Raw genomic sequence first — 15,090 nt, 5'->3', positions numbered from 1 at the left:
AAGCTTTCATGGATAAGACAAAGCTGGCTGCGCCGGCATCGGTGCCGCGTCATGTCGCGATCATCATGGATGGGAACAACCGCTGGGCCAAGAAGCGCCTGCTACCGGGTGTAGCAGGCCACAAGGCCGGCGTGGACGCTGTTCGTGCGGTGATTGAGGTCTGTGCCGAGGCCAAGGTCGAGGTGCTGACCTTGTTCGCGTTTTCCAGCGAAAACTGGCAGCGCCCGGCGGAAGAGGTCGGCGCGCTGATGGAGTTGTTTTTCACGGCGCTGCGTCGCGAGACCAAGCGCCTGAACGAGAACGGCATCAGCCTGCGCATTATCGGCGACCGTTCGCGGTTTCACCCCGAGCTGCAGGCTGCCATCCGCGAAGCCGAGCAGCGTACGGCTGAAAACAGCCGCTTCGTCCTGCAGATCGCCGCCAATTACGGCGGTCAGTGGGATATCGCTCAGGCTGCGCAGCGGCTGGCCCGTGAAGTTCAGGCGGGCCACCTGCGTCCGGACGACATCACACCCGAACTGCTGCAGACGTGCCTGTCCACTGGCGACCTGCCGTTGCCCGACCTGTGTATCCGCACGGGCGGCGAGCATCGCATCAGCAATTTCCTGCTCTGGCAGCTGGCCTATGCCGAGCTGTATTTCTCCGACCTGTTCTGGCCGGACTTCAAACACGATGCCATGCGCACTGCGCTGGCCGATTTCGCTTCTCGCCAACGCCGCTTCGGGAAAACCAGCGAGCAGGTAGAAGCTGGAGCCCGCGCTTAATGCTTAAACAACGAATCATCACTGCGCTGATCCTTGCGCCGCTGGCCCTGTGCGGTTTCTTCCTGCTGGCAGGCGGCAGCTTTGCATTGTTCATCGGAGCGGTCGTCGTACTCGGCGCCTGGGAATGGGCGCGTCTTGCCGGCTTCGAAGCGCAATCGGCCCGCGTTCTGTACGCCGTGGTGGTCGCTGCGCTGCTGTTTCTCTTGTACCTGTTGCCCGACCTCGCACCCTGGTTGCTGGTGGCGGCGCTGATCTGGTGGCTGGTGGCAACCTGGCTGGTCCTCACCTATCCCGCGTCCAGCGAGCATTGGTCCAGTGCCCTCTGCAAACTGCTGATCGGTTTGCTGATACTGCTGCCGGCATGGCAGGGGCTGGTGCTGATCAAGCAAATGCCGCTGGGCAACTGGCTGATCCTGTCGGTGATGATTCTGGTGTGGGGTGCCGACATCGGCGCCTACTTCTCCGGCAAGGCATTTGGCAAGCGCAAGCTGGCGCCGAAGGTCAGCCCGGGCAAAAGCTGGGAAGGCCTTTATGGTGGTCTGGCCACGTGTCTGGTGATCACTGCGGTGGTAGGTGTGTACCGCGGCTGGTCGCTGGGTGAAATCATCTTCGCCCTGGTATGTGCAGCGATCGTCGTGCTGATCTCGGTCGTCGGTGATCTCACCGAGAGCATGTTCAAGCGCAAATCCGGGGTCAAGGACAGCAGCAACCTGCTGCCGGGCCACGGTGGTGTGCTGGATCGCATCGACAGCCTGACCGCCGCCATCCCGGTTTTCGCCTTGCTGCTCTGGGCTGCCCAGGACTGGGGCGTGATGTGAGTACGCCTCAGCTCATTACCGTGCTCGGTGCAACGGGCTCGGTCGGGTTAAGCACGCTGGACGTCATCGCGCGGCATCCGGCGCGGTACCAGGTGTTTGCCCTGACCGGTTACACGCGTCTCGCCGAGCTGTTGGCGTTGTGCGTTCGCCATACCCCGCAGTTTGCCGTGGTGCCGACGACGGCCGCCGCCCGCCAGTTGCAGGACGACCTGCGCGCAGCCGGTCTCGACACTCGTGTGCTGGTGGGGGAGGGCGGGCTCTGCGAAGTGTCTGCTCACCCTCTGGTGGATACCGTGCTGGCCGCCATCGTCGGTGCCGCCGGTTTGCGCCCGACCCTTGCCGCTGTCGAAGCGGGCAAGAAAGTCCTGCTGGCCAACAAGGAAGCGCTGGTCATGTCCGGCGCCTTGTTCATGCAGGCCGTTCGCCGCAGTGGCACGGTACTGCTGCCGCTCGACAGCGAGCACAACGCGATCTTCCAGTGCCTGCCCCGTGATTACGAAAGCGGTCTCGAGAAGGTCGGCGTCAGACGCATTCTGTTGACCGCATCGGGTGGCCCGTTCCGTCAGACGCCGCTGGCCGAGCTGGAGCATGTCTCCCCGGATCAGGCCTGCGCCCATCCCAACTGGTCCATGGGTCGCAAGATTTCCGTCGATTCCGCCAGCATGATGAACAAGGGTCTTGAGCTGATCGAAGCCTGCTGGCTGTTCGACACGACGCCCGCGCGGATCGAGGTGGTGATTCACCCTCAGAGCGTGATCCATTCGATGGTCGATTACGTGGACGGCTCGGTGCTGGCGCAGTTGGGTAATCCCGACATGCGTACGCCGATTGCCCACGCACTGGCCTGGCCCGAGCGTATCGACTCGGGCGTCGCGCCGCTGGATCTGTTCAGCATCGCACGGCTGGACTTCGAAGCACCGGACGAAGTGCGCTTCCCATGCCTGCGTCTGGCACGGCAAGCTGCCGAGGCGGGCGACAGTGCGCCTGCCGTGCTGAACGCGGCCAATGAAGTGGCGGTTGCTGCGTTTCTGGACAAGCGCATTCGCTATCCGGAAATCGCGAGTATGATCGACGAGGTTTTGAACCTTGAACCTGTTGTCGCCGTGTCCGCGCTGGAGACGGTGTTCGAGATCGATGCACGTGCCCGCGCGCTGGCCGGGCAATGGCTGGATCGCAATGGCCGCTAGGCAGTCGGTCCCGGCAGTAATGTTTTCTATGATTCGCAGGCAATGTGGGTTTCAACGCACCGCTAGATCGGTACCCGGAGAGCAGCGATGAGCGCGCTATACATGATTGTCGGCACCCTGGTTGCGCTGGGCGTGCTGGTGACGTTTCACGAATTCGGTCATTTCTGGGTGGCGCGTCGCTGTGGCGTCAAGGTCCTGCGTTTCTCGGTGGGCTTCGGCATGCCGTTGCTGCGCTGGAGTGACCGCAAGGGCACCGAATATGTCGTCGCGGCGATTCCCCTCGGCGGCTACGTGAAGATGCTCGACGAACGGGAGGGTGATGTTCCCCCCGAGCTGGCTGATCAGTCATTTAACCGCAAGTCGGTTTATCAGCGCATCGCCATCGTGATTGCCGGGCCGGTCGCCAACTTTCTCCTGGCGATTGTTTTTTTCTGGGTACTTGCAATGCTGGGCAGCCAGCAGGTCCGGCCTGTCGTCGGCGGTGTCGAGCCAGGCAGTATTGCGGAGAAGGCCGGGCTGAGTTCCGGTCAGGAAATCGTCTCGGTGGATGGCGAGGCCGTCACCGGATGGGCGGGTGTGAACCTGCAACTGGTGCGTCGCCTGGGTGAGAGCGGCAGCATCGCGTTGAAGGTTCGCGAGCAGGGTTCCGACGTGGAAACCCCGCGTTCGTTGGTGCTCAACGACTGGCTCAAGGGCGCAGCCGAGCCGGACCCGATTCGTTCCCTGGGTATCAGGCCTTGGCGTCCGGCCCTGCCGCCTGTTCTGGCAGAACTCGATCCGAAAGGCCCCGCACAAACAGCCGGCCTGAAAACCGGTGACCGCTTGCTGGCCTTTAATAACGAACCTGTCGACGAATGGCAGAAGGTCGTGGACTGGGTTCGTGTCCACCCCGATACGCGGATTTCAGTCAGCGTGGAGCGTGACGGCGCGCGGCTGGATGTGCCCGTCGATCTGGTGACCCGTGGCGAAGGCACTGCGGCGACCGGGTATCTCGGTGCCGGCGTGAAAGGCGTGGATTGGCCGCCGGAGATGTTGCGCGAGGTCAGCTATGGCCCTGTAGCCGCCGTCGCAGAAGGCGCGCGGCGTACCTGGACCATGAGCGTGCTGACCCTCGATTCGCTCAAGAAAATGTTGTTCGGCGAGCTGTCGGTAAAAAACTTGAGCGGACCGATAACCATTGCTAAAGTGGCGGGCGCTTCGGCCCAGTCAGGCGTAGGTGACTTCCTGAATTTCCTCGCTTATCTGAGCATAAGCCTGGGCGTTCTCAATTTGCTGCCCATACCAGTGCTGGATGGGGGGCACTTGCTGTTTTATCTGATCGAGTGGGCGCGTGGTCGACCACTGTCAGAGAAGGTGCAGGGCTGGGGGGTTCAGATCGGTATCAGTCTGGTGGTTGGAGTGATGTTGCTCGCACTGGTCAACGATCTGGGACGACTGTAAAAGCTACGCCGAATTGTGAATCTGCCGCATTTTGCGGCAGTTTGTTTATTGCCAGTTGGAATAAGAAAGGACTTCATGAAACGTCTGCTGCTAACTGCGGTTCTTGCCGTACTGATGATCGCCGAAGTTCACGCCGAGTCCTTCACTATCTCCGATATCCGTGTCAACGGTCTGCAGCGGGTTTCCGCCGGCAGCGTGTTTGGCGCGCTGCCGTTGAACGTGGGTGAGCAGGCCGATGATGGGCGTCTTGTCGACGCCACTCGCGCGCTGTTCAAAACCGGATTTTTCCAGGACATCCAGCTGGGCCGCGACGGCAACGTCCTGGTCATCACAGTTGTCGAGCGTCCGTCGGTTTCGAGTATCGAGATCGAAGGCAACAAAGCGATCACCACTGAGGACCTGATGAAGGGTCTGAAGCAGTCGGGTCTGGCCGAAGGCGAAATCTTCCAGCGCGCCACGCTGGAAGGCGTGCGCAACGAGCTGCAACGTCAGTACGTTGCACAGGGCCGCTATTCCGCAGAAGTTGCCACTGAAGTCGTGCCGCAGCCGCGTAACCGTGTGGGTCTGAAGATCAACATCAACGAAGGTGCGGTCGCCGCCATCCAGCACATCAACGTGGTGGGTAACTCGGTCTTCCCCGAAGACGATCTGGTTGATCTCTTCGAACTGAAGACCACCAACTGGCTTTCCTTCTTCAAGAATGACGACAAGTACGCCCGTGAGAAACTCTCCGGTGACCTGGAACGTCTGCGTTCTTACTACCTCGACCGCGGCTATATCAACATGGATATCGCCTCGACCCAGGTATCCATCACGCCCGACAAGAAAAGCGTGTACATCACCGTCAACATTCATGAAGGCGAGAAGTACAGCGTCAAGTCGGTCAAGCTGAGCGGTGACCTCAAGGTCCCTGAAGATCAGGTCAAATCGCTGCTGCTGGTCAAGCCGGGCCAGGTGTTCTCCCGCAAGGTGATGACCACGACCTCCGAGCTGATCACCCGCCGTCTGGGTAACGAGGGTTACACCTTCGCCAACGTCAATGGCGTGCCGACGCCGAACGATGAAGACCACACGGTCGATATCACTTTCGTCGTCGATCCGGGCAAGCGTGCTTACGTCAACCGCATCAACTTCCGTGGCAACACCAAGACAGCGGACGAAGTGCTGCGTCGCGAAATGCGCCAGATGGAAGGCGGCTGGGCTTCTACTTACCTTATCGACCAGTCCAAGACCCGTCTTGACCGTCTGGGTTTCTTCAAGGAAGTGAACGTCGAAACCCCGGCGGTGCCTGGCACCGACGATCAGGTAGACGTGAACTATGCCGTTGAAGAACAGGCGTCCGGTTCGATCACCGCCAGCGTCGGCTTTGCACAGAGCGCCGGTCTGATCCTTGGTGGCTCCATCAGCCAGAACAACTTCCTGGGTACGGGTAACAAGGTCACCATTGGTTTGACCAAAAGTGAATACCAGACCCGCTACAACTTCAGCTACGTCGATCCGTACTTCACGCCGGACGGTGTGAGCCTTGGCTACAGCGCGTTCTACCGCAAGACCGACTACAGCGACCTCGACGTTGACGTGGCGAGCTACTCGGTGGACAGCCTGGGTGGCGGTATCAACATGGGCTACCCGATCAGCGAGACTTCTCGTCTGAACTTCGGCCTGTCGGTACAGAAGGATGAAATCAGCACCGGTAAGTACACCGTTGATGAGATCTTCGATTTCCTCGAGAAGGAAGGCGACAGCTTCACAAACTTCAAGGCTTCGGTGGGCTGGTCCGAATCGACGCTGAACAAAGGCACGTTGCCGACCCGTGGCAGCTCCCAGAGCCTGACCCTGGAAACAACCATTCCGGGCAGCGACCTGTCGTTCTACAAACTTGATTACCGCGGTCAACTGTTCCACCCGATCACCAATAACTACACCCTCCGTCTGCACTCGGAGTTGGGTTACGGTGATGGCTACGGTTCGACCTCCGGTTTGCCGTTCTATGAGAACTACTACGCCGGTGGTTTCAACTCTGTTCGCGGCTTCAAGGACAGCACCCTGGGTCCTCGCAGCACACCGAGCAAACTCAACCCGGCCAAAGGTACCGCACTGGACCCGGATCAGGACCCACTGCCGTTTGGTGGTAACGTGCTGATCACTGGCGGTGCCGAGATCCTGTTCCCGCTGCCGTTCATCAAGGACCAGCGTTCGCTGCGCACCTCGATCTTCTGGGACGTAGGTAACACCTTCAGCACCAATTGTGGTGCTCAGAAGCTTACTGCCGACAATGAAAAGGTCCAATGCAACAGCCCTGATCTTTCCGGCCTGGCCAGCTCCGTCGGTGTCGGCGTGACGTGGGTCACTGCGTTGGGTCCGTTGAGTTTTGCCCTGGCGTTGCCGGTCAAGAAACCGGACGACAGCACCGAAACCCAGGTCTTCCAATTCTCTCTCGGTCAGACCTTCTAAGGGTCTGATCACTGCTAACGACAACGGATTCTGTAGGAGTTACATCGTGCGTAAGTTGACCCAATTGGCATTGCTGGCAACGGTTCTGATCGCAGGCCCGGCATTTGCTGACATGAAAATCGCTGTACTGAACTACCAGATGGCCCTGCTCGAATCCGACGCAGCCAAGCGCTACGCAGTGGACGCAGAGAAAAAATTCGGTCCTCAGCTGACCAAATTGAAAGCTCTGGAAAGCAGCGCCAAAGGTATCCAGGACCGTCTGGTCGCCGGTGGCGACAAAATGGCCCAGCCTGAGCGCGAGCGTCTGGAGCTGGACTTCAAGCAAAAGGCCCGCGACTTCCAGTTCCAGTCCAAAGAACTGAACGAAGCCAAGGCCGTTGCTGACCGCGACATGCTCAAGCAGCTCAAGCCGAAGCTGGACCAGGCGGTAGAAGAAGTCATCAAGAAAGGCGGCTTTGACCTGGTGTTCGAGCGCGGTGCCGTGATTGACGTCAAGCCGCAATACGACGTCACTCGCCAGGTGATCGAGCGCATGAATCAGCTGAAGTAAGTTAATGACCGCGACCATCACACTCGGCCAATTGGCCGAGTTCCTCGGCGCCACCCTGCGTGGCCCGGCGGACAAGCAAATCACAGGACTGGCAACCTTGCAGGAAGCCGGTCCTGATCAGGTCAGCTTTCTGGCCAATCCTCAGTACCGAAAATTCCTCGCGACCACCCAGGCCGCTGCCGTGCTGCTCAAGCCGGCGGATGCTGAAGGGTATGCCGCTGACGCATTGCTGGTGCCTGATCCGTATCTGGCCTACGCCCGTATTTCCCATCTATTCGATCCCAAGCCCAAGGCTGCCGTCGGTGTACACCCGACCGCCGTGGTAGCGCCGGATGCGTTCGTCGATCCGGCGGCCAGCGTTGGCGCTTATGCGGTCATCGAGAGCGGCGCACGGATTGCGGCCGGCGTGACCATTGGCGCGCATTGCTTCATCGGTGCCCGCAGCGTGATTGGCGAGGGCGGCTGGCTTGCCCCGCGCGTCACGCTCTATCACGACGTGCGGATCGGGCAGCGTGTGGTCATTCAGTCCGGTGCGGTGTTGGGCGGCGAAGGTTTTGGTTTCGCCAACGAGAAAGGCGTCTGGCAGAAGATCGCGCAGATTGGCGGCGTGACCATCGGTGACGATGTCGAGATTGGCGTGAACACAGCCATCGACCGTGGCGCCATGGATGACACCCGCATCGGCAATGGCGTGAAGCTGGATAACCAGATTCAGATCGCTCACAACGTCCAGATCGGCGACCACACGGCCATGGCCGCGTGCGTCGGCATTTCGGGCAGCGCCAAGATCGGCAAGCATTGCATGCTCGCAGGCGGTGTCGGGCTGGTGGGGCACATCGAGATTTGCGACGGGGTTTTCGTCACCGGCATGACCATGGTCACCCGGTCGATCACCGAGCCCGGTTCGTATTCTTCGGGCACGGCGATGCAGCCGGCTGCGGAGTGGCGCAAGAGCGCGGCACGCATGCGTCATCTCGACGACATGGCGCGACGCCTGCAGCACCTGGAAAAGATTGTCGAGGCAGTGACCTCAGGCGGTAAAGCTTCATCTGATGGCTGATACCTTTTTCTTATCAAGCGTGCACAGCCGATAAACTGCCTCCTTGATTTGCTAGAGGAGTGACGCGCGTTAGTCGCGCCCTCCCACTCTTTACTACAGGCTTCCTTTCGAAATGATGGACATCAACGAAATCCGCGAATATCTGCCGCACCGTTACCCGTTCCTGCTTGTGGACCGTGTGGTGGAGCTGGATGTCGAGACCAAGACCATTCGTGCCTACAAGAATGTCAGCATCAACGAGCCTTTCTTCAACGGTCACTTTCCTCAGCACCCGATCATGCCGGGCGTGCTGATTATCGAGGCCATGGCTCAAGCTGCCGGCATCCTGGGCTTCAAGATGCTCGATGTGAAGCCTGCCGATGGCACCCTGTATTACTTCGTCGGCTCCGACAAACTGCGCTTCCGCCAGCCAGTGCTGCCAGGCGATCAGCTGATCCTCGAAGCGAAGTTCCTGAGCTGCAAGCGTCAGATCTGGAAGTTCGAGTGCCAGGCATCGGTTGATGGCAAGCCGGTCTGCTCGGCCGAAATCATCTGTGCGGAACGTAAACTATGAGTTTGATTGACTCTCGCGCAATCATCGATCCGACGGCCGTGCTGGCCGACAATGTGGAGGTCGGCCCGTGGTCGATCGTCGGACCTGGTGTGGAAATCGGCGAGGGTACAGTGATCGGTCCGCATGTGATCCTGCGCGGCCCGACCAGGATCGGCAAACACAACCACATCTACCAGTTTTCATCGGTGGGTGAGGACACGCCTGATCTGAAATACAAAGGTGAAGCGACGCGTCTGGTGATCGGTGACCACAACGTCATCCGCGAAGGCGTGACGATCCACCGGGGCACCATTCAGGACCGTGCGGAAACCACCCTGGGTGACCACAACCTGATCATGGCGTACGCGCACATCGGTCACGACAGCGTTATCGGCAACCACTGCATTCTGGTCAACAACACCGCGTTGGCCGGCCATGTGCACGTGGATGACTGGGCCATTCTGTCCGGGTTCACCCTGGTGCATCAGTACTGCCACATCGGCGCGCACAGCTTTTCCGGCATGGGCACGGCGATCGGCAAGGACGTTCCGGCGTTCGTCACCGTGTTCGGCAACCCGGCCGAAGCCCGTAGCATGAACTTCGAAGGCATGCGCCGTCGCGGCTTCTCCGAGGAAGCGATCCATGCGCTGCGCCGCGCCTACAAGACCGTCTACCGTCAGGGCCTGACCGTGGAGCAGGCGATCGTCGAGCTGAGCGAACCTGCTGCACAGTTCCCTGAAGTCGAGCTGTTCCTCAAGTCCATCCAGTCCTCGACCCGCGGCATCACCCGCTGACCATGGCTCGCTTGCGTATTGCGCTGGTGGCCGGAGAGGCCTCCGGCGACATTCTCGGCTCCGGCTTGATGCGTGCGATCAAGGCGCGGCATCCGGACGCCGAGTTCATCGGTGTCGGCGGACCGCTCATGGAAGCCCAGGGCATGACCTCGTACTTCCCGATGGAGCGCCTGTCGGTGATGGGGCTCGTGGAAGTGCTGGGTCGCCTGAAAGAGCTGCTCGCCCGTCGCAAGTTGCTGGTTCAGACCCTCATCGATGAAAAGCCGGACGTGTTCATCGGCATCGATGCCCCGGACTTCACCCTCAATATCGAACTCAAGCTGCGTCAGGCCGGCATCAAGACCGTTCATTATGTCAGCCCGTCCGTGTGGGCGTGGCGGCAGAAGCGTGTCCTGAAGATCCGCGAAGGCTGCGACCTGATGCTGACCTTGCTGCCGTTCGAAGCCCGATTCTATGAAGAGAAGGGCGTGCCGGTGCGCTTTGTCGGGCATCCGCTGGCCGACACCATCCCGTTACAGGCAGATCAACGGGCCGCGCGCGATGAACTTGGCCTGGGCGAAGGCCCGGTGGTGGCGTTGATGCCGGGCAGTCGCGGTGGCGAAGTCGGTCGTCTCGGTGCCCTGTTTTTCGACGCGGCGGAGCGCTTGCTGGCCGCGCGTCCCGATCTCCGTTTCGTCCTGCCCTGTGCCAGCCCTCAGCGCCGTAAGCAGATCGAGCAACTGCTGCAAGGGCGCGAACTGCCGCTGACCCTGCTCGACGGCCAGTCTCACGTGGCGCTGGCCGCCTGCGATGCCGTGCTGATCGCCTCCGGGACCGCCACCCTCGAAGCGCTGCTGTACAAACGACCGATGGTGGTTGCCTATCGCCTGGCGCCACTGACTTACTGGATACTCAAGCGGATGGTGAAAAGCCCGTACGTGTCGCTGCCGAACCTGCTGGCCCAGCGTTTGCTGGTTCCGGAGCTTCTGCAGGACGCGGCGACCGCCGAGGCCCTGGCGCAGACGCTGCTCCCGTTGCTGGACAACGGCGACGCACAGACAGCCGGCTTCGACGCGATTCACCGAACCTTGCGTCGCGATGCCTCCAATCAGGCCGCCGAAGCGGTGTTGAACCTGATTGGCGCAACGCCTTCACAATGAGCAGGCAATCAATGCAAATGGGTCTGGACTTCAATCTTGTCGAGGATCTTGTCGCCGGTGTCGACGAAGTCGGCCGCGGCCCACTGTGTGGCGCCGTGGTCACCGCGGCGGTCATTCTTGACCCCAAGCGCCCCATCGTGGGCCTGAACGATTCGAAGAAACTCACCGAAGCCAAGCGCGAAAGACTGTTCGACGAGATCTGCGAGAAGGCGCTGTGCTGGCACATCGCGCGGGCTGAAGTCGAAGAGATCGATGAGCTGAATATTCTTCACGCCACCATGCTGGCGATGAAGCGTGCGGTGGAAGGCTTGATCATCACGCCGAAGCTGGCACTGATCGATGGTAACCGCTGCCCGCAGCTGTCGGTCCCCAGCGCGCCGGTCATTCAGGGCGATGCCCACGTGCCGGCCATTGCCGCCGCCTCGATTCTGGCCAAGGTCAGTCGCGACCGGGAAATGGCGCGCATGGAGCTGCTCTATCCGGGCTACGGCATTGGCGGCCACAAGGGCTATCCCACGGCCGTGCACCTTGAGGCCCTGGCGCGTCTGGGGCCGACGCCTATTCACCGGCGCTCCTTTGGCCCGGTCCGTCAAGCGTGGGCGGCGCGGGACATGATGGTCTCCACCGGCTTCATGTCGCTGCCACTCAGTTGATCGCAGGCTGATGTTTTCCTGAATGGCCGGTACAATCCGGCCTTCGTTTTTTGTGCACCATAGGATCACCCATGCCGGCTTCTTTCGTTCATCTACGCCTGCACACCGAATACTCCCTCGTTGATGGTCTGGTCCGTGTAAAACCCTTGGTCAAGGCGCTTACGGCCATGAACATGCCGGCCGTGGCGGTGACCGACCAGCACAACATGTGTTCGCTGGTGAAGTTCTACAAAGCGGCCATGGGCGCGGGCATCAAGCCGATCTGTGGCGCCGACATCTGGCTGGCCGGGCGCGACCGCGATGCACCGCTCAGCCGTTTGAGCCTGCTGGTGATGAACCCGAAAGGTTACCTGAACCTCACCGAACTGATTTCCCGTGGTTTCATGCACGGCCAGCGCAATGGCCTGGTGGTGATCGAGCGCGAATGGGTGGCCGAGGCCAGCGAAGGGCTGATTGCCCTGTCTGCGGCGAAGGAAGGCGAGATCGGCATGGCCCTGCTCGGTGGCAACCCGGCCGAAGCCGACGAGTTGTTGAAGGAGTGGCTAACGGTTTTTCCGGACCGCTTCTACATCGAAATCCAGCGCACCAACCGCATCAATGACGAAGAACACCTGCACGCCGCCGTCGCCCTGGCCGAGCGCCATGGCGTGCCGCTGGTTGCTAGCAACGACGTGCGGTTCATCAAGCAGGAAGATTTCGAAGCCCACGAAACCCGCGTGTGCATCGGCGAGGGCCGGGCGCTGGACGATCCGCGTCGCTCACACAATTACAGCGATCAGCAGTACCTGAAGAGCGCCGAGGAGATGGCCGAGCTGTTCAGTGATCTGCCGGACGCCCTCGCCAACACCGTCGAGATCGCCAAGCGCTGCAACATCGACGTCAAGCTGGGCACGCACTTTTTGCCCAACTTCCCGATCCCCGATGGCATGACCATCGACGAGTATTTCCGCAAGGTGTCCTTCGAAGGGCTGGAAGAGCGCCTCGCGGTGCTCTGGCCGAAGGAGACCACGCCGGACTACGAGGCCAAGCGACAGGTCTACGTCGATCGCCTGAATTTCGAGCTGGATATCATCATCCAGATGGGATTCCCCGGTTACTTCCTGATCGTTATGGACTTCATCCAGTGGGCGAAGAGCAACGGTGTGCCGGTAGGTCCGGGCCGGGGGTCGGGTGCCGGTTCGCTGGTGGCCTACGTGCAAAAGATCACCGACCTTGACCCGTTGGAATACGACCTGCTGTTCGAACGTTTCCTCAACCCCGAGCGGGTCTCCATGCCCGACTTCGACGTCGACTTCTGCATGGACGGTCGCGATCGGGTCATCGAGTACGTGGCCGAGAAATACGGCCGCAACGCGGTCAGCCAGATCATCACCTTCGGTTCCATGGCCGCGAAGGCGGTGGTCCGGGACGTGGCGCGGGTGCAGGGCAAGTCCTACGGATTGGCCGATCGTCTATCGAAGATGATCCCCTTCGAAGTCGGCATGACGCTGGAAAAAGCCTACGAGCAGGAAGAGATCCTGCGCGACTTCCTTAAGGTGGACGAAGAAGCGGCAGAAATCTGGGAAATGGCGCGCAAGCTCGAAGGCGTTGTGCGTAACGTCGGCAAGCATGCGGGCGGCGTGGTCATCGCGCCCACCAAGCTGACAGACTTCTCGGCGATCTACTGCGATGAAGAGGGCGGCGGTCTGGTCACCCAGTTCGACAAGGATGACGTCGAGGCCGCCGGTCTGGTGAAGTTCGACTTCCTGGGTCTGCGCACCCTGACCATCATCGACTGGGCACTGAAAACGATTAACCGTGACCGCGCCAAGGTCGACGAAGAGCCCCTCGACATCGCGTTCATTCCGCTGGACGACATGCCGACCTACGAGCTGCTGCAGCGTGCCGAAACCACGGCCGTGTTCCAGCTTGAATCCCGCGGCATGAAAGAGCTGATCAAAAAGCTCAAGCCCGACTGCCTGGAAGACTTGATCGCACTGGTGGCCCTGTTCCGTCCCGGCCCGTTGCAATCGGGCATGGTCGACGACTTCATCAACCGCAAGCACGGTCGTGCGGAGCTGTCGTACCCCCACGTCGATTACCAGTACGAAGGCCTCAAGCCTGTGCTTGCGCCGACCTACGGCATCATCCTGTATCAGGAACAGGTGATGCAGATTGCTCAGGTCATGGCCGGCTACACCCTCGGCGGCGCTGACATGCTGCGTCGTGCAATGGGCAAGAAGAAACCCGAGGAGATGGCCAAGCAGCGCGGCGGTTTCATCGAGGGCTGCAAGACCAACAACATCGACCCGGACCTGGCCGGCAACATTTTCGACCTGGTGGAGAAATTCGCCGGTTACGGCTTCAACAAGTCGCACTCGGCGGCCTACGGGCTGGTGTCGTACCAGACCGCCTGGCTCAAGCGTCACTACCCGGCGCCGTTCATGGCGGCGGTGCTTTCAGCGGACATGCACAACACCGACAAGGTCGTGACCTTGATCGAAGAAGTGCGGATCATGAAGCTGCGCCTTGATGCGCCGGACGTGAACAACTCCGAGTTCAAGTTCACCGTGAACGACGACGGCCGTATCGTCTATGGCCTCGGCGCGATCAAGGGCGTGGGCGAAGGCCCGGTGGAAGCGATCACCGAAGCGCGTCAGGAAGGCCCGTTCGCCGACCTGTTCGATTTCTGCGCCCGCATCGACCTCAAGCGCGTCAACAAGCGCACCCTCGACGGCCTGATTCGCAGTGGTGCGCTGGACCGTCTGGGGCCTTTTTTCTACGACGAGCCGAAACAGTACCAAGCCAACATCGACCGCAACCGCGGCGTCCTGCTGGCTGCCCTCGAAGAAGCCATCCAGGCGGCCGAGCAGACTGCGCGCAGTCACGACAGCGGCCATGCCGATCTCTTCGGCGGCCTGTTCGTCGAAGCCGACGCCGATGTTTACGCGAACCATCGCAGCGCCAAAGAGGTCACGCTCAAGGAGCGGCTGCGCGGCGAAAAAGAGACCTTGGGCCTGTACCTGACCGGGCATCCGATCGATGAATACGAAGGCGAGATCCGCCGGTTCGCGCGTCAGCGCATCGTTGATCTGAAGCCCTCGCGGGAAACCCAGACCATCGCTGGCCTGATTATCGCGTTGCGGGTGATGAAGAATAAAAAGGGCGACAAGATGGGCTTCATCACCCTGGACGACCGTTCGGGGCGTATCGAAGCGTCACTGTTTGCCGACTCGTTCCAGGCCGCCCAGTCGCTGCTGCAAACCGACGCGATGGTGGTGGTGGAAGGGGAGGTCAGTACCGATGATTTCTCCGGTGGCCTGCGGTTGCGCGCCAAACGGGTGATGAGCCTGGAAGAAGCGCGCACCGGGCTGGCGGAGAGTCTGCGACTGAACGTGCGGGCCGAAGCGCTCAAGGGCGATCGGCTACGCTGGCTGGGCGAGCTGTGCAAAAAGCACCGCGGCGCGTGCCCGATCACCCTCGACTACACCGGGCAGGAAGCCAAGGCACTGCTGCAGTTCGGCGAAGCGTGGCGAATCGATCCCGCAGACAGTCTGATCCAGGCGCTGCGTGACCAGTTCGGACGAGAGAACGTCTTCCTGCAGTATCGCTGACACCGATCAGCTCAATATTGATGACTCGACACTTTAAACTCGACCGAAAGGCGCCCGCTCCATTAAGGTATGGCGCTTATCGGATCAACCGGCCGGCCTCTTGGCC

At 60.8% G+C, this 15,090-nt stretch carries 12 protein-coding genes; all 12 read left to right on the top strand.

Annotated elements, in window-relative coordinates; all coding sequences use genetic code 11:
• The first annotated feature begins 8 nt into the window (after positions 1-8).
• The 12 genes from uppS (at position 9) to dnaE (ending at position 14,984) form a co-directional block, all read left to right on the top strand.
• Complete coding sequence (gene uppS, locus ACQKEN_RS05075) at positions 9-764, top strand: polyprenyl diphosphate synthase (RefSeq protein WP_427684111.1); 756 nt, start codon at positions 9-11, stop codon at positions 762-764.
• The gene (locus ACQKEN_RS05070; protein ID WP_427684110.1) at positions 764-1,582 is read left to right on the top strand and encodes a phosphatidate cytidylyltransferase; all 819 of its coding nucleotides are present in this window, start codon (positions 764-766) and stop codon (positions 1,580-1,582) included. The genes uppS and ACQKEN_RS05070 overlap by 1 nt, the downstream gene beginning before the upstream one ends.
• Positions 1,579-2,769 carry a 1-deoxy-D-xylulose-5-phosphate reductoisomerase gene (ispC, locus tag ACQKEN_RS05065; RefSeq protein WP_427684108.1) on the top strand — a complete coding sequence of 397 codons (1,191 nt, stop codon included), beginning with the start codon at positions 1,579-1,581 and terminating at the stop codon, positions 2,767-2,769. The genes ACQKEN_RS05070 and ispC overlap by 4 nt, the downstream gene beginning before the upstream one ends.
• A gap of 87 nt (positions 2,770-2,856) precedes the next feature.
• On the top strand, positions 2,857-4,209 hold the full coding sequence (gene rseP / locus ACQKEN_RS05060; RefSeq protein ID WP_427684107.1) for an RIP metalloprotease RseP: 1,353 nt from the start codon (positions 2,857-2,859) through the stop codon (positions 4,207-4,209).
• Between the two features lie 75 nt (positions 4,210-4,284).
• Positions 4,285-6,663, top strand: coding sequence for an outer membrane protein assembly factor BamA (gene bamA / locus ACQKEN_RS05055; RefSeq protein ID WP_427684106.1), 2,379 nt, complete (start codon positions 4,285-4,287; stop codon positions 6,661-6,663).
• Positions 6,664-6,709: 46 nt separating this feature from the next.
• A complete protein-coding gene (locus ACQKEN_RS05050; RefSeq protein ID WP_037014235.1) occupies positions 6,710-7,213 on the top strand; it encodes an OmpH family outer membrane protein in 504 nt (167 codons plus the stop codon).
• A gap of 4 nt (positions 7,214-7,217) precedes the next feature.
• Complete coding sequence (lpxD, locus tag ACQKEN_RS05045) at positions 7,218-8,273, top strand: UDP-3-O-(3-hydroxymyristoyl)glucosamine N-acyltransferase (RefSeq protein WP_346630081.1); 1,056 nt, start codon at positions 7,218-7,220, stop codon at positions 8,271-8,273.
• Positions 8,274-8,385: 112 nt separating this feature from the next.
• Positions 8,386-8,826 (top strand): 3-hydroxyacyl-ACP dehydratase FabZ, encoded by a 441-nt coding sequence (gene fabZ, locus ACQKEN_RS05040; RefSeq protein WP_427684105.1) that lies wholly within the window; start codon positions 8,386-8,388, stop codon positions 8,824-8,826.
• Complete coding sequence (gene lpxA, locus ACQKEN_RS05035; protein ID WP_427684104.1) at positions 8,823-9,599, top strand: acyl-ACP--UDP-N-acetylglucosamine O-acyltransferase; 777 nt, start codon at positions 8,823-8,825, stop codon at positions 9,597-9,599. The genes fabZ and lpxA overlap by 4 nt, the downstream gene beginning before the upstream one ends.
• Before the next feature lie 2 nt (positions 9,600-9,601).
• A complete protein-coding gene (gene lpxB / locus ACQKEN_RS05030; RefSeq protein ID WP_427684102.1) occupies positions 9,602-10,738 on the top strand; it encodes a lipid-A-disaccharide synthase in 1,137 nt (378 codons plus the stop codon).
• Between the two features lie 11 nt (positions 10,739-10,749).
• On the top strand, positions 10,750-11,391 hold the full coding sequence (gene rnhB / locus ACQKEN_RS05025; RefSeq protein WP_427684100.1) for a ribonuclease HII: 642 nt from the start codon (positions 10,750-10,752) through the stop codon (positions 11,389-11,391).
• A 71-nt stretch (positions 11,392-11,462) separates the two neighbouring features.
• Positions 11,463-14,984, top strand: a complete 3,522-nt coding sequence (dnaE, locus tag ACQKEN_RS05020) for a DNA polymerase III subunit alpha (RefSeq protein ID WP_427684098.1) — start codon at positions 11,463-11,465, stop codon at positions 14,982-14,984.
• Positions 14,985-15,090: the final 106 nt, after the last annotated feature.

Origin of the sequence: Pseudomonas sp. NPDC078416 (genome assembly GCF_050268485.1) — a bacterium.
In the GTDB taxonomy this organism is placed as follows: Bacteria; Pseudomonadota; Gammaproteobacteria; order Pseudomonadales; family Pseudomonadaceae; genus Aquipseudomonas.
The sequence above is the reverse complement of the archived record's forward strand: the minus strand, read 5'-3'. Positions and strand labels throughout refer to the sequence as shown.